Annotated in this window: 18 protein-coding genes, 1 tRNA gene and 1 pseudogene; 7 read left to right on the top strand and 13 right to left on the bottom strand. The window is 65.6% G+C overall.

Translation table 11 applies throughout. The features are described from left to right. The first annotated feature begins 13 nt into the window (after nt 1-13). Nucleotides 14-1,573 carry a DHA2 family efflux MFS transporter permease subunit gene (locus HW466_RS08460; protein WP_059447171.1) on the top strand — a complete coding sequence of 520 codons (1,560 nt, stop codon included), beginning with the start codon at nt 14-16 and terminating at the stop codon, nt 1,571-1,573. A gap of 90 nt (nt 1,574-1,663) precedes the next feature. Here the strand turns inward: HW466_RS08460 and truB are convergent, their stop codons facing one another. From truB to HW466_RS08415, 9 genes are all read right to left on the bottom strand, one after another. Next, entirely contained in the window at nt 1,664-2,596 is a 933-nt protein-coding gene (gene truB / locus HW466_RS08455; protein WP_151004648.1) for a tRNA pseudouridine(55) synthase TruB, read from the bottom strand. A 13-nt stretch (nt 2,597-2,609) separates the two neighbouring features. Further along, the gene (gene rbfA / locus HW466_RS08450; RefSeq protein ID WP_059447169.1) at nt 2,610-3,008 is read right to left on the bottom strand and encodes a 30S ribosome-binding factor RbfA; all 399 of its coding nucleotides are present in this window, start codon (nt 3,006-3,008) and stop codon (nt 2,610-2,612) included. Nucleotides 3,009-3,120: 112 nt separating this feature from the next. Further along, nucleotides 3,121-6,042 carry a translation initiation factor IF-2 gene (gene infB / locus HW466_RS08445; RefSeq protein WP_059447168.1) on the bottom strand — a complete coding sequence of 974 codons (2,922 nt, stop codon included), beginning with the start codon at nt 6,040-6,042 and terminating at the stop codon, nt 3,121-3,123. Nucleotides 6,043-6,133: 91 nt separating this feature from the next. Then, nucleotides 6,134-7,609: a transcription termination factor NusA gene (gene nusA / locus HW466_RS08440; RefSeq protein WP_059447167.1), complete on the bottom strand. Its 1,476-nt coding sequence runs from the start codon at nt 7,607-7,609 to the stop codon at nt 6,134-6,136. Further along, a complete protein-coding gene (gene rimP / locus HW466_RS08435; protein ID WP_059447166.1) occupies nt 7,609-8,067 on the bottom strand; it encodes a ribosome maturation factor RimP in 459 nt (152 codons plus the stop codon). The genes nusA and rimP overlap by 1 nt, the downstream gene beginning before the upstream one ends. 416 nt (nt 8,068-8,483) lie before the next feature. Further along, nucleotides 8,484-10,181: a 23S rRNA pseudouridine(2605) synthase RluB gene (gene rluB / locus HW466_RS08430; RefSeq protein WP_174905437.1), complete on the bottom strand. Its 1,698-nt coding sequence runs from the start codon at nt 10,179-10,181 to the stop codon at nt 8,484-8,486. A 60-nt stretch (nt 10,182-10,241) separates the two neighbouring features. Next, nucleotides 10,242-11,264: an SMC-Scp complex subunit ScpB gene (gene scpB, locus HW466_RS08425; protein WP_151003219.1), complete on the bottom strand. Its 1,023-nt coding sequence runs from the start codon at nt 11,262-11,264 to the stop codon at nt 10,242-10,244. Between the two features lie 271 nt (nt 11,265-11,535). Then, nucleotides 11,536-12,738, bottom strand: coding sequence for a pyridoxal phosphate-dependent aminotransferase (locus HW466_RS08420; RefSeq protein ID WP_151003221.1), 1,203 nt, complete (start codon nt 12,736-12,738; stop codon nt 11,536-11,538). Nucleotides 12,739-12,802: 64 nt separating this feature from the next. Next, a complete protein-coding gene (locus tag HW466_RS08415) occupies nt 12,803-13,705 on the bottom strand; it encodes a LysR family transcriptional regulator (protein ID WP_059447162.1) in 903 nt (300 codons plus the stop codon). Nucleotides 13,706-14,135: 430 nt separating this feature from the next. Between HW466_RS08415 and HW466_RS08410 the strand changes: the two are divergent. Continuing rightward, a pseudogene (locus HW466_RS08410) lies at nt 14,136-14,531 on the top strand (transposase); the annotation flags it as partial. 201 nt (nt 14,532-14,732) lie between these two features. After that, nucleotides 14,733-14,984, top strand: a complete 252-nt coding sequence (locus tag HW466_RS08405) for a hypothetical protein (RefSeq protein ID WP_151003223.1) — start codon at nt 14,733-14,735, stop codon at nt 14,982-14,984. Nucleotides 14,985-15,164: 180 nt separating this feature from the next. On the opposite strand, the gene HW466_RS08400 is transcribed toward HW466_RS08405, so the two are convergent. Further along, nucleotides 15,165-15,482, bottom strand: a complete 318-nt coding sequence (locus HW466_RS08400) for a hypothetical protein (RefSeq protein ID WP_059447160.1) — start codon at nt 15,480-15,482, stop codon at nt 15,165-15,167. Between the two features lie 157 nt (nt 15,483-15,639). Here HW466_RS08400 and HW466_RS08395 point away from each other — a divergent pair, with 157 nt between their 5' ends. From HW466_RS08395 to HW466_RS08385, 3 genes are all read left to right on the top strand, one after another. Next, a complete protein-coding gene (locus HW466_RS08395; RefSeq protein WP_151003225.1) occupies nt 15,640-16,356 on the top strand; it encodes a YdcF family protein in 717 nt (238 codons plus the stop codon). A gap of 222 nt (nt 16,357-16,578) precedes the next feature. Beyond that, nucleotides 16,579-16,860, top strand: a complete 282-nt coding sequence (locus HW466_RS08390; RefSeq protein WP_059447158.1) for a hypothetical protein — start codon at nt 16,579-16,581, stop codon at nt 16,858-16,860. 136 nt (nt 16,861-16,996) lie between these two features. Continuing rightward, complete coding sequence (locus HW466_RS08385) at nt 16,997-17,254, top strand: hypothetical protein (RefSeq protein ID WP_006486090.1); 258 nt, start codon at nt 16,997-16,999, stop codon at nt 17,252-17,254. Nucleotides 17,255-17,964: 710 nt separating this feature from the next. Here HW466_RS08385 and bamC read toward each other — a convergent pair. From bamC to HW466_RS08370, 3 genes are all read right to left on the bottom strand, one after another. After that, nucleotides 17,965-19,173 (bottom strand): outer membrane protein assembly factor BamC, encoded by a 1,209-nt coding sequence (gene bamC / locus HW466_RS08380; RefSeq protein ID WP_059447157.1) that lies wholly within the window; start codon nt 19,171-19,173, stop codon nt 17,965-17,967. Nucleotides 19,174-19,314: 141 nt separating this feature from the next. Further along, nucleotides 19,315-19,391: transfer RNA gene (locus HW466_RS08375), tRNA-Pro, on the bottom strand. A 163-nt stretch (nt 19,392-19,554) separates the two neighbouring features. Further along, on the bottom strand, nt 19,555-20,268 hold the full coding sequence (locus tag HW466_RS08370) for a methyltransferase domain-containing protein (RefSeq protein WP_151003227.1): 714 nt from the start codon (nt 20,266-20,268) through the stop codon (nt 19,555-19,557). A gap of 333 nt (nt 20,269-20,601) precedes the next feature. Between HW466_RS08370 and HW466_RS08365 the strand changes: the two genes are divergently transcribed. Continuing rightward, a complete protein-coding gene (locus tag HW466_RS08365; RefSeq protein ID WP_151003229.1) occupies nt 20,602-21,480 on the top strand; it encodes a tyrosine-protein phosphatase in 879 nt (292 codons plus the stop codon). Nucleotides 21,481-21,826 lie beyond the last annotated feature (346 nt).

Raw genomic sequence — 21,826 nt, 5'->3', positions numbered from 1 at the left:
GAAAACTATCGACATGGCACAGGCTCCTGTCTCCCACCCGCCGCTGCAAGGCGGGCAACTCGTGCTCGGGACGATCGCGGTATCGCTCGCGGTGTTCATGAACGTGCTCGACACGTCGATTGCGAACGTCGCGATCCCGACCATCTCGGGCGATCTCGGCGTATCGTCCGACCAGGGTACGTGGGTCATCACGTCGTTCGCCGTTGCGAACGCGATCTCGGTGCCGCTGACGGGCTGGCTGACCGATCGCTTCGGACAGGTTCGTCTGTTTCTTGCGTCGATCATCCTGTTCGTGATCTCGTCGTGGATGTGCGGGCTGGCGCCGAGCCTGCCGTTCCTGCTCGCGTCGCGCGTGCTCCAGGGCGCGGTCGCCGGGCCGATGATTCCGCTTTCGCAATCGCTGCTGCTGTCGAGCTACCCGCGCGCGAAAGCGCCGATGGCGCTCGCGCTGTGGTCGATGACGACGCTGATCGCACCGGTCGCGGGCCCGATCCTCGGCGGCTGGATTTCGGACAACTATTCGTGGCCGTGGATCTTCTACGTGAACATCCCCGTCGGCATCGCCGCCGCGCTGGCCACGTGGTCGATCTATCGCACGCGCGAATCGACGGTGCGTCGCGCGCCGATCGACGGCGTCGGTCTCGCGCTGCTCGTGCTGTGGGTCGGCTCGCTGCAGATCATGCTCGACAAGGGCAAGGATCTCGACTGGTTCGCGTCGACGACCATCATCGTGCTCGCGCTGATCGCAGTCATCTCGTTCGCGTTCTTCGTGATCTGGGAGCTGACGGCGGAACATCCGGTCGTCGACCTGTCGCTGTTCCGGATGCGCAACTTCACGGGTGGCACGATCGCGCTCGCGGTCGGCTACGGGCTCTATTTCGGCAATCTCGTGCTGCTGCCGCTGTGGCTGCAGACCCAGATCGGGTACACCGCGACCGATGCCGGCCTCGTGATGGCGCCGGTCGGGCTGTTCGCGATCCTGCTGTCGCCGCTGACCGGCAAGTTCCTGCCGCGCACCGACCCGCGCTACATCGCGACCGCCGCATTCCTGACCTTTGCATTGTGTTTCTGGATGCGCTCGCGCTACACGACCGGCGTCGACGAGTGGTCGCTGACGCTGCCGACGCTCGTGCAAGGCATCGCGATGGCCGGCTTCTTCATCCCGCTCGTGTCGATCACGCTGTCCGGCCTGCCCGGCCACCGCATTCCCGCGGCATCGGGCCTGTCGAACTTCGTGCGGATCATGTGCGGCGGCATCGGCACGTCGATCTTCCAGACCGCGTGGGACCACCGGAACAACTTCCACCACGCGCAGCTGGTCGAGCAGACCAACCCGTACAACCCGACCTTCAACCAGGCCGTCACGCAGATGGGTAACCTCGGGCTGACACAGGATCAGGCGCACGGGCTCATCAACAACATGGCCACGCAGCAGGCCGCGCAACTCGGCGTGAACGATCTGTTCTACATCTCGGCGGCAATCTTCGTGCTGCTGATCGGACTGATCTGGATCACGAAGCCCGAACGCGCGGGCGGCGGCGATGCGGGTGCGGCGGCGTCGGCTGCGCACTGAGCATCGCGCTGAAACCAGCACGCCAATAAAAAAACCGGTCGAGATCGACCGGTTTTTTTCATTCCGAGGACGGCGCTCGCGCGCCGCGCATCATGCTGCCGTCACGACGAGGCGTTCGGGCGCGAGCACGCCATTGGCCTTGCGCGCCACGCCGAGCAGCCGTGCCGCGGCGTACACGCGCACGCGCTCGCCCTCGGCCGCGTCGATCGGATCGAGCTCGGACAGCGGCAGGCGCTGGCCGTGCAGGAACCGCTTCGCGCAGGCTGCGTCGAGATGCACCGGCGCAAACGTCGACAGCAGCGCGTCGACCGGCTGAAGCCATGCGTCGCGCGCCGCTTCGGCGGCGTCGGACAATGCGTCGAGCGTCACCGCATGCTCGAGCGTCAGCGCGCCGACGCCCGTGCGGCGCAGCATCGTCAGATGCGCACCGCAGCCGAGCGCCTCGCCGATATCCTCCGCCAGCGTGCGCACATACGTGCCCTTGCTGCAGGTCACGCGAAACGTCACGTCGGGCAATTCGCAGGCGAGCAGGTCGAGCGCATGGATCGTCACGTTGCGGCCTTCCCGTTCGAGGGTCTGGCCTGCGCGCGCATATTCGTACAGCGGCTTGCCATCGCGCTTGAGCGCCGAATACATCGGCGGCACCTGCACGATCTCGCCGGTAAAGCGCGCGAGTGCCGCCTCCACCGCCGTCCGGTCGCATTCGACGGCACGCGTGTCGAGCACGTCGCCTTCAGCATCGCCGGTGGTCGTGCGCACGCCCAGACGCATCGTCGCTTCGTAGGTCTTGTCCGCTTCCAGCAAGTCCTGCGAGAACTTCGTCGCCTCGCCGAAGCACAGCGGCAACAGGCCCGAGGCCAGCGGGTCGAGCGTGCCGGTATGGCCGGCTTTCTTCGCGAGGAGCAAGCGCTTCGCGCGGATCAGGGCGTCGTTGCTCGACAGGCCGACCGGCTTGTCGAGCAGGAGGACACCGTCCAGCGTGCGCCGCGGCACACGTGGACGCTGGGGAGCTGCATTGGTCATGGCGTACGCGCGCTCACTCGTCCTTCGCGGGGGCGTCGGCTTCGTCGTCGTCCTTCGCGCGCGTCGAGTTGGCTTCCTTGATCAGGCGCGACATTTCCACCGCCTTCTCGATCGTCTGATCGTAATGGAAATGCAGCGTCGGCACCGTATGGATATGCAGGCGCTTGAACAGCAGGTTGTGCAGGTGACCCGACGCATGATTCAACGCTTCCTGCGTCTTGGCAGGATCGCCGGTGAGCGCCGTGAAATAGACCTTCGCGTGCGCGTAATCCGGCGTGAGTTCCACGCTCTGGATGGTCACGATGCCGATGCGCGGATCCTTGACCTCGCGCATGATGAGTTCGGACAGGTCGCGCTGAATCTGATCGGCGATCTGAACGTTGCGATTGGGGGAAGTACGTTTCCTGGACATGATCGATCCGTGATCCGTTTATCAGGATAAAGCGGCGCGCGTCGAGCACGCCACCATGAAAATGGGCGGGACAGGCCCAAGCCTGCCCCGCCCAAGAGCCGATACGCGACGATTACAGCGTACGTGCGACTTCGGTCACTTCGAAGACTTCGAACTGGTCGCCTTCGATGATGTCGTTGAAGTTCTTCACCGACATACCGCACTCGAAGCCTTGCTTGACTTCCTTCACGTCGTCCTTGAAGCGCTTCAGCGATTCGAGTTCGCCCGTGAAGATCACGACGTTGTTGCGCAGCACGCGAACCGACGACGAGCGCTTGACGATACCGTCGGTGACCATACAGCCGGCAACCGTACCGACCTTCGGCACCTTGAACACCTGGCGCACCTCGACCATGCCCGTCACGACTTCGCGCTTCTCCGGCGCCAGCATGCCCGACATCGCGGCCTTCACCTCATCCACTGCGTCGTAGATGATGTTGTAGTAGCGAATGTCGATACCGTTCGCTTCGGCCAGCTTGCGAGCCTGTGCATCCGCGCGCGTGTTGAAGCCGATGATGACCGCCTTCGATGCCGTCGCGAGGTTGACGTCGTTCTCGCTGATGCCGCCCACCGCGCTGTGCACGATCTGCACGCGCACTTCGTCGGTCGACAGCTTGAGCAGCGACTGCACGAGCGCTTCCTGCGAGCCCTGCACGTCCGCCTTGATGATGAGCGGCAGGTTCTGCACTTCGCCTTCGCCCATCTGCTCGAGCATGCTTTCCAGCTTCGCGGCCTGCTGCTTCGCCAGCTTGACGTCGCGGAACTTGCCCTGGCGGAACAGCGCGATTTCGCGCGCCTTGCGCTCGTCCGGCAGCACGATCACTTCCTCGCCCGCGCCCGGCACTTCCGACAGACCCTGGATTTCGACCGGGATCGACGGGCCGGCTTCCTTCGTCGGCTTGCCGTTCTCGTCGAGCATCGCGCGCACGCGGCCATAGGCCGTGCCTGCCAGCACGATGTCGCCGCGATTGAGCGTACCGGACTGCACCAGGATCGTCGCGACCGGGCCCTTGCCCTTGTCCAGCTTCGCTTCGATCACGATGCCCTTGGCTGGCGCCTCGACCGGTGCCTTCAGTTCCAGCACTTCGGCCTGCAGCAGCACGTTCTCGAGCAGGTCGTCGATACCGGCACCCGTCTTCGCCGACACCGGCACGAACGGCGAATCGCCGCCGTATTCTTCCGGCACGACGCCTTCCGCGACCAGTTCCTGCTTGACGCGGTCCGGGTTCGCTTCCGGCTTGTCGATCTTGTTGATCGCCACGACGATCGGCACGCCACCAGCCTTCGCGTGAGCGATGGCTTCCTTCGTCTGCGGCATCACGCCGTCGTCGGCCGCCACGACCAGCACCACGATGTCGGTCGCCTTCGCGCCGCGTGCACGCATTGCCGTGAACGCCTCGTGACCCGGCGTATCGAGGAACGTGATGACGCCGCGCGGCGTTTCGACGTGGTATGCGCCGATGTGCTGCGTAATGCCGCCCGCTTCGCCCGCTGCAACCTTCGCGCGGCGGATGTGGTCGAGCAGCGAGGTCTTGCCGTGGTCGACGTGACCCATCACGGTGACGACCGGCGGACGCGGCAGTTGCTCGGCATCGGTGCCGGTCTCGCCTTCGACCAGCAGCGCTTCCGGATCGTCCAGCTTCGCGGCGACCGCGCGGTGGCCCAGTTCCTCGACGACGATCATCGCCGTTTCCTGGTCCAGCACCTGGTTGATCGTGACCATCTGGCCCATCTTCATCATCACCTTGATGACTTCGGAGGCCTTGATCGACATCTTGTGCGCGAGATCGGCAACCGAGATGGTTTCCGGCACGTGCACTTCACGCACGATCGGCTCGGTCGGTGCCTGGAACGTCGATGCGCTGTCCTGGTGACGGCCGCGGCCCTTCGGGCCGCCGCGCCAGCCGCGGTCGACGCCGCCGCTCGAATCGCCGCGCGTCTTGATGCCACGGCGCTTGGCCGCATCGTCCTGCCAGCCGCCCTTGCCGCCACCCGGCTTCTTGTTGCGGTCGCCCGCGCCTGCCGGTGCCTGCGTCGCCGCCGGCGCTGCGCCGGCCGGCTTCTTCACGGCCGGACGTGCCTGCGTGGCCGCACCCGCCGGCTTGGCCGGCTTGTGCAGCGTGCCCTTCGCTTCGGCCGGCTTCGGCGGTTCCACCGGCTTCGGCGGCTCGACTGCCTTGACCACGGCCTTGCGCGGCGTGTTCATCATTTCGCGGATCGCGCGTGCTTCGGCCTCGGCCGCCGCGCGACGCTTGCTGATCTCTTCCTGCTCGGCGCGGGCCTTGTCGGCCGCCTCGCGGGCAGCGTCCTCGGCCTTCTTCGCCGCTTCGCGCTGAGCCGCGCGCTCGGCGGCCGCGCGTGCTTCGTCCTGCGCGGACTGCGCACCGGCTGCTTCCTGCTGGGCCTCGGCGGCCTGCTGAGCTGCAGCCTGCTTTGCCGCTGCGGCTTCGGCCGCGGCGCGTTTCGCCGCTGCTTCTTCCTCCGCACGGCGACGCTCGGCTTCGGCCGCTTCCTCGCGGGCACGGCGCTCGGCTTCCTCGCGCTCGAGGCGCTCCTGGCGCTCGCGCAGTTCCTGCGCCTGCTTTTCGAGCAGCTCGGCCTCGCGGCGCGCTTCTTCCTCGCGACGCTTCAGATCCGCATCGTCATCCGCTTCGGCGACCTGCGCCTGACCCTGTTCCGCACCCTCGGCCACGTCGTCGCGCTTGACGAACGTACGCTTCTTGCGGACCTCGACCTGAATGGTGCGAGCCTTGCCCGTCGCGTCAGACTGCTTGATCTCCGACGTATGCTTGCGGGTCAGCGTGATCTTGCGCTTGTCGCCGTCGGTTGCGCCGTGCGACTTGCGCAAATGATCGAGCAGACGCGCCTTGTCCGCCTCGGACAGCGCATCGTCTTCACTCGCTTTCTGGACACCCGCTGCCTGCAGCTGTTCGAGCAGCACACCAGCAGGCATTTTCAGTTCCGCGGCAAATTGGGCTACGTTGTTACTCGCCATTCATTCCTCTTAGTGCAAGGACCGATTCCTTGCGGTTAGCATCGGGTCAGGCCATACGGCCGCCATCAAATCAGTGCGCCATGGTCATTTCTCACTGGAACCAGTGTTCACGTGCTTTCATGATCAACGCCTTAGCGGCATCCTCTTCCATCCCGGTCATGTCGACCAGTTCATCCACGGCCAGCTCGGCGAGATCGTCTCGCGTCTGCACGCCGTGTTCGGCCAGCTTCGCGAGCAACTCCGGCGTGATGCCGTCGAGGCCCTTCAAATCCAGCGCTGCGTTTTCGACCTTTTCTTCGTTCGCGATCGCCATCGTCAACAGTGCGTCGCGTGCGCGGTTGCGCAGCTCGTGCACGGTGTCCTCGTCGAACGCCTCGATTTCGAGCATTTCGTTGAGCGGCACGTACGCGATCTCTTCCAGGCTCGTGAAGCCTTCGTCGATCAGGATGTCGGCAACTTCTTCGTCGACGTCGAGACGCGCCATGAACAGCGAACGCAGCCGATCGCGCTCCTCACCCTGCTTCAGGGCGGATTCGTCCGGCGTCATGATGTTGATCTGCCAGCCGGTCAGCTCGCTGGCAAGGCGAACGTTCTGACCGCTGCGGCCGATCGCGACAGCCAGCTCGTTTTCGTCGACGACGACGTCCATCGAATGCTTTTCTTCATCGACGACGATCGACTGGACGGCTGCCGGCGCGAGCGCGCCGATCACGAACTGGGCGGGATCCTCGGACCATAGCACGATGTCGATGTTTTCGCCACCGAGCTCGTTGCGCACGGCCTGCACGCGCGAACCGCGAATGCCGACGCAGGTGCCGATCGGATCGATCCGCTTGTCGTAGGCGATCACGCCGATCTTCGCGCGCACGCCCGGATCGCGAGCGGCTGCCTTGATTTCGAGCAGGCCCTGCTCGATTTCCGGCACTTCCATCTCGAACAGCTTCATCAGGAACTCGGGCGCCGTGCGCGAGAGTTCGATCTGCGGGCCGCGCGCGGTGCGGTCGACCTTCGCGATGTATGCACGCACGCGGTCACCCACGCGCAGGTTTTCCTTCGGAATCAGCTGGTCGCGGCGCAGCAGCGCTTCGACACGGCCCGATTCGACGATGAAGTTGCCCTTGTCGAGGCGCTTCACCGTGCCCGTCATGATCTTTTCGCCGCGCTCGAGGTAGTCGTTCAGGATCTGCTCGCGCTCGGCATCGCGCACCTTCTGCAGGATCACCTGCTTGGCGGCCTGCGCGCCGATACGGCCGAACTCGATCGACGGCACCGGCTCCTCGATGAATTCGCCGACTTCGACGTCGGGCTTCTGCTCACGCGCCTCGAACAGCAGGATCTCGCGATCCGGCTCCTGCAAGCCTGCCTCGTCGGGCACGACGAGCCAGCGACGGAAGGTTTCGTGCTCGCCGCTTTCGCGATCGATATGGACGCGGATTTCGGCGCCTTCGTCGAACAGCTTCTTGGAAGCGGACGCGAGCGCAGCCTCGAGGGCGCCCAGCACCACATCCTTGTCGACGTTTTTCTCGCGCGCCAGCGCATCCACCAGCATCAACACTTCGCGACTCATTATTTGCGGCTCCTAAAGTCAACTTGCGGAATCAGGCGGGCTTTGTCGATATCGGCCAGCGTGAAATCCAGCATGGCGGCCTCGCCCTTCTTCCTCTCAAATTCCAAACCGATCGTTTCGCCATTCGGCGCGTGCAGAATGCCGCGGTACGTCTTGCGCCCGTCCAGCGGCTTTTTCAAGGTCACGGAAACTTCGCTGCCGGCGAAGCGCTCGAAGTCGGCCAGCTTCTTCAACGGGCGGTCGAGCCCCGGGGACGAGACTTCGAGCCGTTCGTAATCGATGTTTTCGACCGTCAAGACGTGCTGGAGCTGACGCGTGACCTTTTCGCAATCTTCGAGCGAGATGCCGGCAGGCTGATCGATATAGATGCAAAGCATGCCGCGCCCGGAGCGCTCGAGATCCACCAGCTCGTAGCCGAGCCCGGTGACCGTGGTTTCTATCAGTTCCGTCAGTTGCACAGTGTCCTCTCAGGTGTTCGCGCCCGCCGCTCGCGATTCACCCGCGGGCGCGCGCCTTAGCCGGCGCAGGAAGCGCTACCCGAGATGCCTAACCGTTTCAGCAAAAAAAAATGGGCGGAACGCCCATCTTCTTACTGGTGGTCGCACCTGAGCCGCACATTGAATCCGTACGCCCAGCGACTCCGCGATTATAGCGATTTTTGGCGCAAACGCCAAGCCAGCCGGTAAAAGCAGCGTCCAGCCCGCCTTTACCGACCAAAAATGCGAAACCGGACTGTCCGATCAGACGGCACAATCCGGCAGCGCGATATATACAGTCAAAAGCAAACCGCGCAACGCGAGGTGCCGACTCAACCGGACACGCGCCGGTATTGCCGGCACACCGGCGGCTTCACGCCGCTGCGCGCCCGAAATGGTCAGCGTCCGCGGGAGCGATTGCGCTGCGGGCGTTGGCCGCCTCGCGCGCCACCACCGCCGTTGCCGGCGCCCTCGGCGCGATTGCCATTGGGATTGCGGTTACCGCCCTTGCCGCCGCCGCGCTTGCCACCCGCGCCGTCACGCTTGGGGCCCGCGCCATACGACGCGCGATTGCCATCGACATCGCGACCGCCACCCGAGCGGTTGCCGTAGCCCGCAACCGGCAGGCTGCCGTAGCCGCTCAGGCCAGGCAAGCCCGGGGCGCCACGCCGGCCGCCACCGCGCCGCGGCTGATCGAGCTGACCATGCGTGGTCAGCACCGGCTCGCGGCTGATGAAGCCCATCGACGTCTGCATCGGATCCGGCTGGCGACGCTCGGCCTGCCCACCAGTGCCGCGTCGGCCCTTTTCCTCGGACGGCGCCTTCAGGCCGACGGTCGCCATCAGCTTGCGCACCTGTGCCTCGTCGAGCTCCTCCCAGCGACCGCGCTTCAGGCCGCGCGGCAGCGGAATCGGACCGTGACGCGTACGGATCAGGCGGCTCACCATCAAACCGGCCGCCTCGAACATCCGCCGCACTTCGCGGTTGCGGCCTTCGGCCAGCGCGACGTGATACCAATGGTTCGTGCCTTCGCCGCCGCCGTCGCGGATACGCAGGAAGTTCGCCGGGCCGTCATCGAGTTCGACACCGTGCAGCAGCTTCTGCCGCATCCCTTCGGACAGTTCGCCGACGACGCGCACCGCGTACTCGCGCTCGACGCTGTAGCGCGGATGCATGAAGCGGTTTGCGAGATCGCCCGACGTCGTCAGCATCAGCAGACCTTCGGTGTTGAAGTCGAGACGACCCACCGCGAGCCATTTCGCCGTCTTCATCGGAGGCAGGCGATCAAACACCGACGGACGACCTTCCGGATCCGCGTGGCTCACGATCTCGCCCGTCGGCTTGTGATACAGCAGCACGCGCGGCGGCTTGTTCGGGAGCTTCCGCTTGACCGGCTTGCCGTTGATGCGGACCTGGTCGGTCGGCATGATGCGCTGGCCGATATGGGCAGGCTCGCCGTTCACCGACACGCGGCCGGCAACGATGAGCTCTTCCATTTCGCGGCGCGAACCCATGCCGGCTTCCGCGAGGACCTTGTGGAGCTTCGGCGCGTCGTCGTCCGGCGACAGCACGCGCTTGTTCGCCGGCTGGTTGCGGCCGCGACGCAGCATCGGCGCACGCACGCCGCTGCCGCCCGTCGAATTGTCCGCATCGAACGCCGGCGACGTCACGTAGGCGAACAGGTCGTCCTGCGACGCCGTGTCGCCGTCGGCCTTCGCCGCGCCGCCCTCGGCCTTCGCCGAAGCACCGCGCCGCCCCTGGCCGCCTTGCCCGCCCTGGGCACCCTTGGCCGTACCTTCACGCTTGCCGGCCGGCTTGCGGCCGCCCTTGGCCGTGCCTTCCTTGCGCGGCGCGCGCGCGGGCTGGGCTTCCGCGGCCGGCTGCGCGTCCGCGCCTTCGCCGCCCTGCGACTCGCCATCGCCCTTCGACTTGGCCGCCGCGCGGCGGCGCGCGATCAGGCTGCGCGGGCCGCGCCGCAGGCCGCGGCGGGGACGCTCGTCACCACCCGCGGCCGGAGCATCCTGCTCCGGCGTATCGTCGGCACGCGCGGCCTGCACGGCAGGCGCGGACGATTCAATATCGTGGATATTAGTCAAAACAACCTCAAAATGTCAGGTCTCGCGCCCGGTTCGGGCGCGGCAAGAAGTCGGCCGCGATCAGGCGCGGCGCTGTTCGGGTTCTGCTTCGTCGTCCGGCAGCGCATCGGCGCCGATGGGCGCGCTGGCACTGCGTACGGCATCGGCGAGGCTGCCGGACGTATCGTCCAGCAACTCACCGTCCGCGGGACGGGAGCGTGAGGCGTCGGCCTCGCCAGCCTCGCCCGGCATGTCGCCGGCCGCTTCCGCTCCGTCTCCGGCAACCGCGTCGGCGGCCGGCTTGTGATCTTCCTCGTTCCCTTCCGCGCGCAGCGGCTCGGGCTGCCCGCCGGCCGGCGCTGCTTCGGCGCCGCCCTGTTCCATCTGTACGCGATCAGCTTCCAGCGTATCGCGGTTCGGCATTTCGTGCGTCGCCGCACCTTCCGCCGCGGCGGCTTCCGGCGATTCATGCGGCTGCACGCGCGACACGTCGGCCGCCGCTTCGTCGGCTTCCGGCACCGCGTCCGCCGCCGGCACGTCGCCGTCGAAGTCCATCGCCTGCTGCGCGAGCAGCGCGGCCTCGATGTTCGCGGCCGGCTCCTCGAGCGCCGGCAGGTCGTCGAGCGCCCTCAGGCCGAGATCGTCGAGGAATTGCTTGGTCGTCGCGTACAGCGCCGGACGTCCCGGCACGTCGCGATGCCCGATCACCTCGATCCAGCCGCGATCCTCGAGCTGCTTGACCACCTGCGTATTGACCGTGACGCCGCGAATCTCTTCGATGTCGCCACGCGTGACGGGTTGCCGATACGCGATGATCGCGAGCGTTTCGAGCACCGCGCGCGAGTATTTCGGCGGTTTCTCGGGATGCAGCCGATCCAGATAATGGCGCATCGCCGGCTTGCTCTGAAAGCGCCATCCGGTTGCCAGCGCCACCAGTTCGACACCGCGACCGGACCAATCCTGTTTCAGATCTTCGAGCAACGCGCGGACCGTGTCAGCCGACACGCCGTCGGCAAAGAGCTTGCGCAAATCGCCGAGTTTCAGCGGTTCTTGCGCGCAGATCAAGGCAGTCTCGAGGACGATCTTCGCCTCTTGGGTATTCATGCAGCTAGGCCAGACCCTGTGGTCAAACGAACCGGATCAACAAACAGACGAAAGGAACGGAAGACGCGCTCGCCCGATTCTGATCGGTCATATTGATGGGAGCACGAACCGGGGGCGGCGAACCAACTTCAAGCCAGGCCCAAACCGGACGGAACAGCACGGCTCAACGACGGAACCGCGTGACTGAGCGCCATCTTACGCAAAATTGTCCGGTGCGTAAAGATGAGCCGAAACGGCCCGCCGCGCCAGCTCCGCCCCTGCTTCAACGCCTTCAACGCCGGCCCGCGCCGCGCGCGAGGAACGCCCGCAGGCGCTCGACGCCCGCGTCGAGCCGCGCCGGATCGCATGCGTAGCACCAGCGCACGAACCCTTCCCCCTCCGGGCCGAACGCACGCCCTGGCGCCAGCCCGAGCCCCGCGTCGCGCACCAGCGACTTGCAGAACGCGAGACTGTCGTCCGCGCCCGGCAAGCGCAGGAACACGTACATCGCGCCCGGCGGAGGCGGTACGTCGACGCCCGGCAACGTGCGCAGCGCGGCGACCAGGTGATCGCGTGCACCGCGCAGCGCCCCGACGAACGACCGCACGAACGGCTCGCCGTCGCGCAGCGCGACCTCCCCGGCAGCCTGGATGAAACCCGGCGCGCACGACGTGTTGTACTCGACCAGCTTCGACAGATCGTCCATGATCGCCGCGGGCGCAACCAGCCATCCGAGCCGCCAGCCCGTCATCGCCCAGGCCTTCGAGAACGAATTCACGACGATGAGCCGCTCGTCGCGCGACGCGATGTCGAGAAACGACGGCGCGCCGTCCGCGGCGAACGCCAGCCGTTCGTATACCTCATCGGAGACCACCCAGATGCCATGACGCCGGCAATGCGCGAGTACGGCCCGCTGGTCGTCGCGGGACATCGTCCAGCCGGTCGGATTGTTCGGCGAGTTCACGAACAACATGCGCGTGCCGGGCGTCAGCGCCGCGAGCAGCCTGTCGATGTCGAGCGCCCAGCCCGCATCGCCATGGTGAAGCGGGATGCACTCGACCTGTGCACCGAGGATCTTCGGGATTTCAACGAGGTTCGGCCAGAGCGGCGTGACCGCGACGACGCAATCGCCCGGGCCAACCAGCAATTGCGCGACCAGCATCAGCGCGCTCACACCCGAGCTCGTCACGGCGATCGCATCGGCCCCGGTCGTGCCGTGACGCGCGCTCACATAGGCGGCAATCGCATTGCGCAACGATACCGTGCCGAGATTGGGCGTGTAGAAGGTCGCGCCGTCGCTCAGCGCCGCGGCGGCCGCGTCGCGAATGAATGCCGGCGTGACGCGATCGGATTCGCCGAACCAGAACGGCAGCACGTCGGGCACCGCGAAGCCTGCGTTCGCGACCTCCCTGATCAGCGACGGACGCAGCGCCTGGACCGCGCTGCGTGCCGCCGGTTGGCCCGTGGCCGGGCCGGCATCTGCGGAATGCGCCATCGAATACCGCCATCGGGGAACACGATTGGCGCAGTGTACCGGCGCGCGTGCCGGATCAATACCCTCAGTCGAGATCTTCCGCCCGCGCCGGCATCTGGCGCACAAGCTCCCAGATCGCCTGCGCCGCCGGCGACAGCGACCGGTCGCGGCGCCGCACCAGCTCGACGGTGCGCTCGGTACGCGGCGTCAGCGGCCGCGCGACCAGCGACGACCCCGCCGGCAGCGGCAGCGACAGCCACGGCTGCACGCTCACGCCGACACCGGCCTCGACGAGCCCGAATACCGTCGCCGAATGCCCGAGTTCCTGCATGACGGTCGCGTTCACCCGATGAGCAGCCAGCGCGGCGTCGATCAACGGCCGGCTTCCGGACGCATGATCGAGCAGCACGAGGCGCTCGCCGTCGAGCGCCGTCCAGGGCACCTCGGCCCGCGCCGCAAGCCGGTGATCCGCGCGCGCAACCAGGCAAAACGAATCGGTCATCAACGGTTCGCAGACGAGATCGGCAACGGCGAGCGGACCGATGACGACGCCGAAATCGACCTCGCTCGACTTCACCTTTCGCAGCACGTCACTCTGCACGTCGTCGCGCAGCCCGAGGGTGACGAACGGGAACTGGCGCTCGCAGGCCGCGACGACGCGCGGCATCAGCCGGCACGCGATCGTCGGGCTCGCGGCGACGATCACGCGCCCGCGCCGCTGCTCGCCGATCTCGCGAATCTCGCGCAGCGTGTCGTCGAGATCGTCGAGCAGGCGGGACACGCTTGCGATCAGATTCGCACCGACGTCGGTCAGTTGCACGTCGCGGGTCGTGCGGTCGATCAGCTTCAACCCGAGCTCGGCCTCGAGTTCGCGCACGCAACGACTGACCGCGGACTGCGTGAGCCCGATCTCGTCACCCGCGCGGCTGAAGCTGCGCAGCCGCGCAACCTCGATGAACACGCGAAGCTGGCGCAGCGTAACGTTCATCCGTTCACCTCATCAATCGTCGATACCGATGCGCGATTGTAATGCGCGACATCGGCTTCGATGGGCGAATCCGGCACTCGCCGCACATGTTTCGCTGCGGTGCAATATCCGTGCAGACGCACGCACCACGGGCGAATTGCACAAGATTGGTGATTGTCCTGATTTGCTGGCGGGTTATTTTGGCGTCTTATACGCCCCTAGCTGACTTAGCCGTTAGCCCGCTGCCAAGCGGCTCTCGAGGGAATCGCCTCCGACATGGCACACATCGTGCTTTTACTGGCGCACAGGGCGCAGGTTTGGTCGGACGGAAGGCAGAAACGCCGCTGCCGGCCAACCGGACGCCCCCACCCGGCACTCGACGCTCGAGTGCTTGAAGAGTGCGCGGCGCAGGGCAGCGCACCGGAGTTAGCTTCGCTGAGGTGAGGACATGATGCTGTTCGACGATTTGAGAGATAACGAGTGGGCGCTGGTCGAGGGTCTGTTTTGCTCGGAGCCGGCACGCAGTGAACGGCGCGGCCGTCCCCGCGTGGAGGCCCGCTCGGTGGTCAATGCCGTGCTGTGGGTACTGTCGACCGGTGAAGGCTGGTCGAAGCTGCCGGGTCGCTATCCGTCGCCGCCGACCTGCCGCCGTCGCTTCGACGAATGGCAGGCAGACGGTACGCTCGCCGAAATCGTCAAGCGCCTGGGTACGAGCGGCCGCCAGATCTCGTTGCGCGGACGCATCGGGGCAAGTGCGGCGAAGCCGCCCGCACCGCCGAGCCGCGACCGGCTGCGCGGCGCCTTCTGGACCAATCCGGAATCCTGGCGCGCCCCCGTCAAGATGGCGTAACGCATGCTCGATCGGGCGGCTTCGGCCGCCCGGTTCCGTTCAGCGCCGCGCGTTTCGCGCAGCGCCCGCACCGCCGCCGGTTACCGCCGTCGCGCCGCGATACATCTCTTTACTATTATTTACAGCAAGCCTGCACTCCCCCGCTTACCTTAGCGACATATCAACAAGCCGCGCCGATGGCTTGAAGGGAGCCCCGCCATGAAACCAATGTCACTGCTCGTCGCATGCGGCATTGTCGTTTCGCTGGCGCTCACCGCTCCCGCGCGTGCCGACGATCGCACGAAGCCGCCTCACCGCCAGCAGGATCACCGCAACAGCCTCCGCCAGCAAGCGCCCGCCCCGACGTTCAATCGGCAGACAGTGCCACGCGGCGACTTGCGCGGCGACATCGCCAGCAACGCACGCGCGCGCATCGGCTCGCAGCCGCCGAGCATTTCGCGTCATCCGTAGTCCGCACGATTTCGTCGAAGAAAAATTCCCGAACCCGGGAACTGCTCGACATGCGACGAGTCACATCCGTTGCCATGAGCACAGCGTGGCAACAGCAAAAGTATCCGGTACGCCCGTATCCTCGCGATACGGGCTTTTTTTTGGTTTCGGCGGCGACGCCGCGAAAACGGGCGCGCGCCGCTACAGACGGCTCTCGAGAATCGCCACGGCGCTCGCTTCGCTCAACGCGTAGTCGTCCATACGGCGATCGGTCCAGGAAAGTAATTTTTCGTCGCGCTCGAGGCGCGCGCATTCGGCGCGACCACTCTCGGTCAGCACCGCGATGTCGACCGGCGCATGGAAACCCGGTGCGGGGGCAACCGTCTTCTGCCTGACCGTGTCCATCAGCCCCAGCGACCGGAGATACTCGAACACGCCCGGGCGGCGCGCCCACGGTACCTGGCGGTACTGCACTCGTCTCAATGCGTCGAGCACCGCTTCGTTGGAATACGTGGCCATCTCGATTCTTTCTTAAAGTGCAGCGACAATGCGAAGCGGCGCGCCGGGCGGGAGCTCCGCCCGCCGATACCGCCACCGATTCTGGGGGCCGACGTTCGGCGTCGCGTCAGGGCCGGATCGTCAGCCGTCCATAAAAAGACACCATACCCCAATCAAATTGATTCTGTTCGATTCATTTGTACTTCTCTTCATCGGTTTCATGCTCTTGCGCAAGCGGCGCAAACTCATCGCGATCGCAAGCGTCGCGCTGTTCTGGCTGCTCGCGACAGGCTGGCTTACCGCACCGCTCATCGCTTGGACCGAGGCGGGCGTGACACCGGTCGAGCGCCCCGCCATGCACGGCCGAACCACACTGATCGTCATCGGCATCGGCACACGGCGCAGCGACACCGGACTACAGCCGCCGCCCGACGGGCAAGCCCGCATCCGCACGACCGCGGCGCTCTACCGCATGTGCCGCGAGCAGGCCGTCCGCTGCACCGTGGTGATGTCGGGCGGCGACCCGCAGCATCACGGCGAAACCGAGGCGGCCGTCTACGGGCGCCGGTTGCTCGCCGAAGGCGTCCCTCCCGGCGACCTGGTTCTCGAGCCGAACAGCCGTACCACCTACGAAAATGCGAAATTCACCGCCTCTATACTACGCTCACAACATGACGACTCGCGCATTCTCGTCGCGTCGTCGTACCAGATGCGCCGCGCATTGCTCGATTTCCGCCACTTCGGCATCGATCCGCAGCCCGTTTATTCAAACCGCCGACGCGCGCAAACAGGCTGGCTGCCCCACTGGCACAACCTGGAGGACGCGAATCAGGCATTGCATGAGCTGATCGGCATCGCGCAATTCCACGTCTACCGATGGCTCGGCTGGTTTTGATGGCCACGTGCGCAGCGCAGGCGGAAACGACGGTGCCGCAGACGATGGCACGCGCATGACGGAATGCACGAAGTGTTGCGCGACTTCAACGGGGCCTTGCGCTGCGCCTCGATCCGGTGCACATTGATCCGTCACTTTTGTTACACTCGACACGCACTCGATTGCAGTCGCCAGACAAAACGGCAACATTCGGGTTCATCACCACTTAGCGGAGGTAAAGCAATGAAGAAGACGTCCCTGGCTATTCTGGTCGCGATGTCGGCGCTGACTGGCGCAGCGTATGCGCAAGAGAGCACGCAAATCCAGACCATCACCGACCCGGCGAAGATCGCCGAGATCGAGCAGCGCGCACAGGCACTGCAACAGCAGCAAGCAGCCGAGGCTGCACAGCCGGCGGCGCAGGAAGAGCACCACGGCAAGAAGGCTGCTCACCACCACAAGGCAGCGAAGAAGGCTGGCAAGAAGGCCGCCAAGGCCGCTCCGGCAGAGGCTGCCAGCCAGTAAGTTCGGCGGCACCGCACAAGCGAAAAGCCGAATCCGGGCAACCGGGTTCGGCTTTTTTGGTTGCGGCGCCCGCGCGCTGTGCTAAAGTCGCGCACCGAAATTTTCCACCCGTGCGCACCCCGGTGCGGAGGACAGCATGAGCAACATTCAACTCGACATCGAGTGGACCGAAGCCGCCACTCGCAAGATCAAGCAACTGATGCCGCGCGGCTCGGACGACGCCTTCCTCGCGCTGCCGCCGATCGAATGCCTGCCGATGGAGGGCGACGTGCTTTTCCTCGGTCCGCAAGGCAAGCAGCAACCGTTCATCGTCGCCGAACGCCAGTATCACCACGACGGCGACGCCGACTGGACGATCATCCTGATTCTCGACGTCCCCAGCGCGTCGCACTGATGCGTCGCGGCGGCCGGCAACGTGTCCGGCCGCACACCGTGCTCGCACCCGTTCGCGAGTTCGGCAGCACGCGGATCCCCCGATCGAGTCCAAGGCTGCTTCGCGGAAAGCCGTAACGTGTGCGGAACGCGCAAGCACGTCGAAGCTTGCCCGCTCCGGTTACGCGCCAACTCCCCAATTCAGAAAAGATTTTACGAATCGGCAAATCCGGCACCCGCCGGATCGCCATCCCTCGCTTTGCGGCCCCACCAAAAAAATTGCCCGCGCTTCAGAAGAAGCGCGGGCGAAACCGTCGCCCTACGAGGATAGGCGACGGGGCCATCGAGATCCGCGCACGACGCGGATCGTCATCGGTTACGCCGGCGCTCGCAGCGCCGGCATCTGAAGACGCCGAAACCGTTGGTCGGGCGCTCGCGACACCTGCCCGGTCTCTGACGTCCATCCTCCCTGTCCTAACGATTCGCACTTATAAAGCAGTTTGCGTGCCAGATTTATTTTCGAAAATACGCCATTGATCCATAAGGATATTTTTCAGATTCACGATGATGTAACACCCGTTCTGCGGCCGTAACGCGCGAATGTTACGTAACATCACGACAGAGGAACGCGAACGTCGCGCGCACGCCGGCATCGGCAGGCATCGGGCACGCGACCAAGAAAAAAGCCCGCCGGAAGGCGGGCTTTTTCAAAGAGGCAGGAGCGTGCCGCGGTCAGCGCAGCTGATTCACGAGCAGCCCCATGATTTGCCGGGCCGGGCCCGACGTATCGATCGCACCGGAATCGTCGACGATGGCCACACGCGTCTGGTCGGGCGTCAGCGCCTTCACGTTGACCCGATACTGCTTCGCCTGCTTTTCCTTCTTGCCGTGGAACAGCTGGCTCCAGAAGCCCTGCTCGGCCGCGCTCAGATCCTTCGGATCGACATAGCGCACGAAATACAGACCCTTCGTGCGATCGCGATCGTCGACCGTGAAGTTCGCGCGGTCGAGCGCGAGACCGACATGCAGCCACGACCGGTCGTACGGCTCGCCGAGCGTGACTTCGGACGGCACCGCGGCGGAATCGGCATCGTTCGCTTGCGACGACGTACGCGCGACGTTCTGCGCGGCGATCGCGGCAGCGGCGGCCTTCGACGCGTCGGTATCCGCCTTCTTGTCCTTCGGCACCGTGTTGTCGTTGATGTTCGCGATCGGCGGCTCGCCGTTCTTCGCACGCTGCTCGTTCTGTGCGAGGACCGCCATCAGCCGCTTCAGGTATTCGGTTTCGAGCGCCGGATCGTTCGGTTTCGCTTCCCACTTGCTCGAATCGTTGTTCGCGCCGGTGATCGCCTCGCGCATGCCCTTCTGGCTGATGAACACGTAGGTACCGCCGTTCGGCGCCGAATCGAGACGGGTGCGGTACTTGTTCCGCTCGGCCGTCACGTAAGAGTTGCCCATTGCCTTGGAGATCACGCTACGGATCAGGCCGTCGTTGATCTGCGGATGGGTTTCGTTCCAGTCGGTTTCCATCACGCCCTTGTCGCGCTGGTCGACGACGAGCAGGAAGCCCTGCTCCTGCCAGAAGCGGCGGACTTGCGGCCAGATGTCGGCAGGCTTCTTGCCGTCGATCACGAGCCAGCTCTCGGTGCCATCGCGCTGAATATGCATGCCGGCCACGGCGGGCGCGACGGTGTCCGTCGCGGGCGCTGCTTGCTGGACATGCTGAAGTGCGGACAGGGAAGTCGCGCCGCCCTGTGGCGGCAGCGAACGCTGATCGGCCGTCTCGTCGAGCATGTTGGGCGGCACTGCGAGCGACGCTTCCTTCGATTTCGAATCGCTCTTGTAGTCCACTTTCGTGGGCGACGACGTACCGCAACCGGCAACGAGCGCGCCGGTGGCGAGCACTGCAGCGAACCGCATGGTAAGACGAAGATCAGTCATGTTCGGGGAATCCTCTTCCGCTAAATCACGGCGCTTTCCGTGGATCAACCTTGCATTTTACCGGGGCCGCGCCGCGATGTGCAAAAAAGCGACCGGCAAGAAAAAACCCGCGTCAGCCTGAACTGACGCGGGTTCTTTGTCTGGTCGGGGCGAGAGGATTTGAACCTCCGACCACCTGCACCCCATGCAGGTACGCTACCAGGCTGCGCTACGCCCCGAAAGAAAAAAATTATAACAGACAGTTTGCCGCTTTAGAACGGGTCGCATGCATTTTGTGAATGTTCCTGCGAAATTCCTTGCGACATGCCCAAGCGCGACATGACCGCTTCGATGCAGCCGGCAATTCGCGTCCCCGCTGCTGCCTTGCACTGCGCATCGCGCTCATCGCCGGCGCGCGACACAGATGACCGTGAGGCCCGCCACCCGGTTGAACCGGAACATCGGCAACTCGGCCTGGCAGATCAGCTTGAGCAAGCCGTTGACGGCCGGATGGTGCCGGCGCAATTGCGACGCCGGTTCGCGCGGTTGCCGGCGCGCGCGCTCGCTCAATCGCAATGCCGCCGCGAGCGGGAACGTGAGGCCGAAGTAGTAGGCGCCGCGCTCGACCTCCAGTCCAGCACGACGCACGACGTCTTCGAGACCCTCGAGCGTGTATCTGCGCTTGTGCTCGAGAAAATCGTCATGCGCGCTCCAGAGGAACTGAAATGCGGGCACCGTGATCAGGAACCGGCTGCCCTTCGGCGCGCCCGCCACGTAGCGGGAAAGCAAGCCGACATCGTCGTCGACGTGCTCGAGGACATCCATCAGCAACACGAGATCCGCATCGAAGCGATCGACGGCCCGGCGAAAATGAACCGGCTTGCCGGCGGCCTCCCCGTCGGTATCGTCGGGGTAGCTCGTATCGACGCACCATGCTTCGGTCGCCCGCGTGCGCTCGAGCAGATGCTTCGAAAAGAAACCCGAGCCGGCACCGACGTCGAGTATGCGGTTCGCGTCCGTCGCGCCCAGGAACCGACGGATCGCGCTCGCCTTCGACGCGTAGTACCAGTGATCGCCTACATCCGCTCCCAATACGTCGAGCTCCTTCAGATCCATGACGCCTCCCCCGTGTCGGCCACCATGCTTCGATCCATCCAGCTAATGACGCCGATCTTACCGCGCCGCCGCCCTCGCACGTGCGGCTAGTTGCGCGATTCGCACGGGTCATCGGTGCGGCGCCTTAATCGAAAAGGACGATGGCCGATTCGTCGCCGCTCGCTACCGTGCGCTTGCCCGGCGCGAGATCAATGCGCACGGCACATCGTCCGATTGCATTGCCGATCGATGCGGCAGGTACGCGCGTTGCCGTGTTGCGCGGCACACCGCGAGCCGGTTCGATCGCAACGGCGGTCGCGACATCCTGTCACCGTCTCAGACCAAGGCCAATCAATGACTCAGAAAAACGACTTTTCCCGTCGATCCTTTCTCCGGCTCGGTGCCGGCGCGATCGGCATCGCGCTCGCAGGCACGTCTCTTCTGTCCGCGTGCGGCGGCGACTCGATCGCGGTCGCCCCCGTGACGACGCCCAGACTCGGTTCGGCAGCGAACTTTCGTGATACCGGGGGACCGGGCGCAACAGGCTATGCCACCGAGAGCGGTGCAGCGATGAAGAAAGGCGCGATCTACCGGTCATCCGCGCTCGCGCTGTCCGCGGCCGACCTCGCAACGGTCGACACGCTCGGCATCGCGCGGGTGTGCGACCTGCGCACGACGGCCGAGATCCACGCGCAGCCCGATGTGCCGTTGACCGGCGCCACCTGGCAGAACCTCAACGTGCTGGGCGCCGCCAGCATCGGCCCGCTTCCCACCGACGGCGCGACTGCCACGGCCTTCATGCAAAGCATGTATCGGGCGTTCGTGACGTCCGAAACGGCCCGGACGAGCTACCGCACGCTGTTCGCCGGCTTCGCCGCGTCCGACGGAAACTTGCTCTTCCACTGCACGGCCGGCAAGGATCGCACTGGCTGGGCGACGGCCATTCTGCACACGATCCTTGGCGTCCCGCGGCAGACGATCGTCGCCGACTATCTGCTGACCAACGTCTACAGCGCGTCGGAGATCGCGGCCTATGTCGAACAGGCGCGGAAGAACGGCGGCCAGGATGCTGCCGACATGATGGCCGCCCTGCAGAGCGCCCAGGCGGGCTATCTGCAGGCGGCGTTCGATCAGGTCGTCGCTTCCTACGGCTCGATGACGTCGTACATCGACAACGGCCTGCAGCTGGACCCCGCGACGCAGAATGCAATCCGGCGGCGCATGCTGGTCTGATTCGTGGTGCAGGCGGCGCGCGATAGCGCGGTCGCTGCCGCGTCCGTCAGCTCGCCTGCCCCGTACGCGTCGAATCGGACATCGCCCTCATCCGGCATGCGTCCCCACGTCGGCCCACGCCGACGCCGGGTTTGCCGATCCGGCACACGGCGCGCCGCCTGCCTCGAGCGCAAACCAAACGGCCGTTTGATCTTTTCGCGCCGCCGCCGCGAATCCATTGTCCTGTCGCGCGCCGGCCGGGCTCGCCCGGCCGCCCGCTGTTTGGTTACGCCGCTCTAGCGCGCTATGCCACACTGCACGGCATCGACCTCGGCGCCGCGCATCGGCCGTGCGCCCGCGCCGATCA

The sequence above is a fragment of the Burkholderia territorii genome, from assembly GCF_902833055.1.
GTDB lineage: Bacteria > Pseudomonadota > Gammaproteobacteria > Burkholderiales > Burkholderiaceae > Burkholderia > Burkholderia territorii.
This window is presented reverse-complemented; position numbering and strand designations above follow the sequence as displayed.

Bases quoted from the DNA above. Each gene is read 5' to 3' on its own strand.
- HW466_RS08460 (WP_059447171.1), top strand. From the start codon at position 14: ATGGCACAGGCTCCTGTCTCCCACCCGCCGCTGCAAGGCGGGCAACTC.
- truB (WP_151004648.1), bottom strand. From the start codon at position 2,596: ATGACCAATGCAGCTCCCCAGCGTCCACGTGTGCCGCGGCGCACGCTG.
- rbfA (WP_059447169.1), bottom strand. From the start codon at position 3,008: ATGTCCAGGAAACGTACTTCCCCCAATCGCAACGTTCAGATCGCCGAT.
- infB (WP_059447168.1), bottom strand. From the start codon at position 6,042: ATGGCGAGTAACAACGTAGCCCAATTTGCCGCGGAACTGAAAATGCCT.
- nusA (WP_059447167.1), bottom strand. From the start codon at position 7,609: ATGAGTCGCGAAGTGTTGATGCTGGTGGATGCGCTGGCGCGCGAGAAA.
- scpB (WP_151003219.1), bottom strand. From the start codon at position 11,264: ATGAATACCCAAGAGGCGAAGATCGTCCTCGAGACTGCCTTGATCTGC.
- HW466_RS08420 (WP_151003221.1), bottom strand. From the start codon at position 12,738: ATGGCGCATTCCGCAGATGCCGGCCCGGCCACGGGCCAACCGGCGGCA.
- HW466_RS08415 (WP_059447162.1), bottom strand. From the start codon at position 13,705: ATGAACGTTACGCTGCGCCAGCTTCGCGTGTTCATCGAGGTTGCGCGG.
- HW466_RS08405 (WP_151003223.1), top strand. From the start codon at position 14,733: ATGAAACCAATGTCACTGCTCGTCGCATGCGGCATTGTCGTTTCGCTG.
- HW466_RS08400 (WP_059447160.1), bottom strand. From the start codon at position 15,482: ATGGCCACGTATTCCAACGAAGCGGTGCTCGACGCATTGAGACGAGTG.
- HW466_RS08390 (WP_059447158.1), top strand. From the start codon at position 16,579: ATGAAGAAGACGTCCCTGGCTATTCTGGTCGCGATGTCGGCGCTGACT.
- HW466_RS08385 (WP_006486090.1), top strand. From the start codon at position 16,997: ATGAGCAACATTCAACTCGACATCGAGTGGACCGAAGCCGCCACTCGC.
- bamC (WP_059447157.1), bottom strand. From the start codon at position 19,173: ATGACTGATCTTCGTCTTACCATGCGGTTCGCTGCAGTGCTCGCCACC.
- HW466_RS08370 (WP_151003227.1), bottom strand. From the start codon at position 20,268: ATGGATCTGAAGGAGCTCGACGTATTGGGAGCGGATGTAGGCGATCAC.
- HW466_RS08365 (WP_151003229.1), top strand. From the start codon at position 20,602: ATGACTCAGAAAAACGACTTTTCCCGTCGATCCTTTCTCCGGCTCGGT.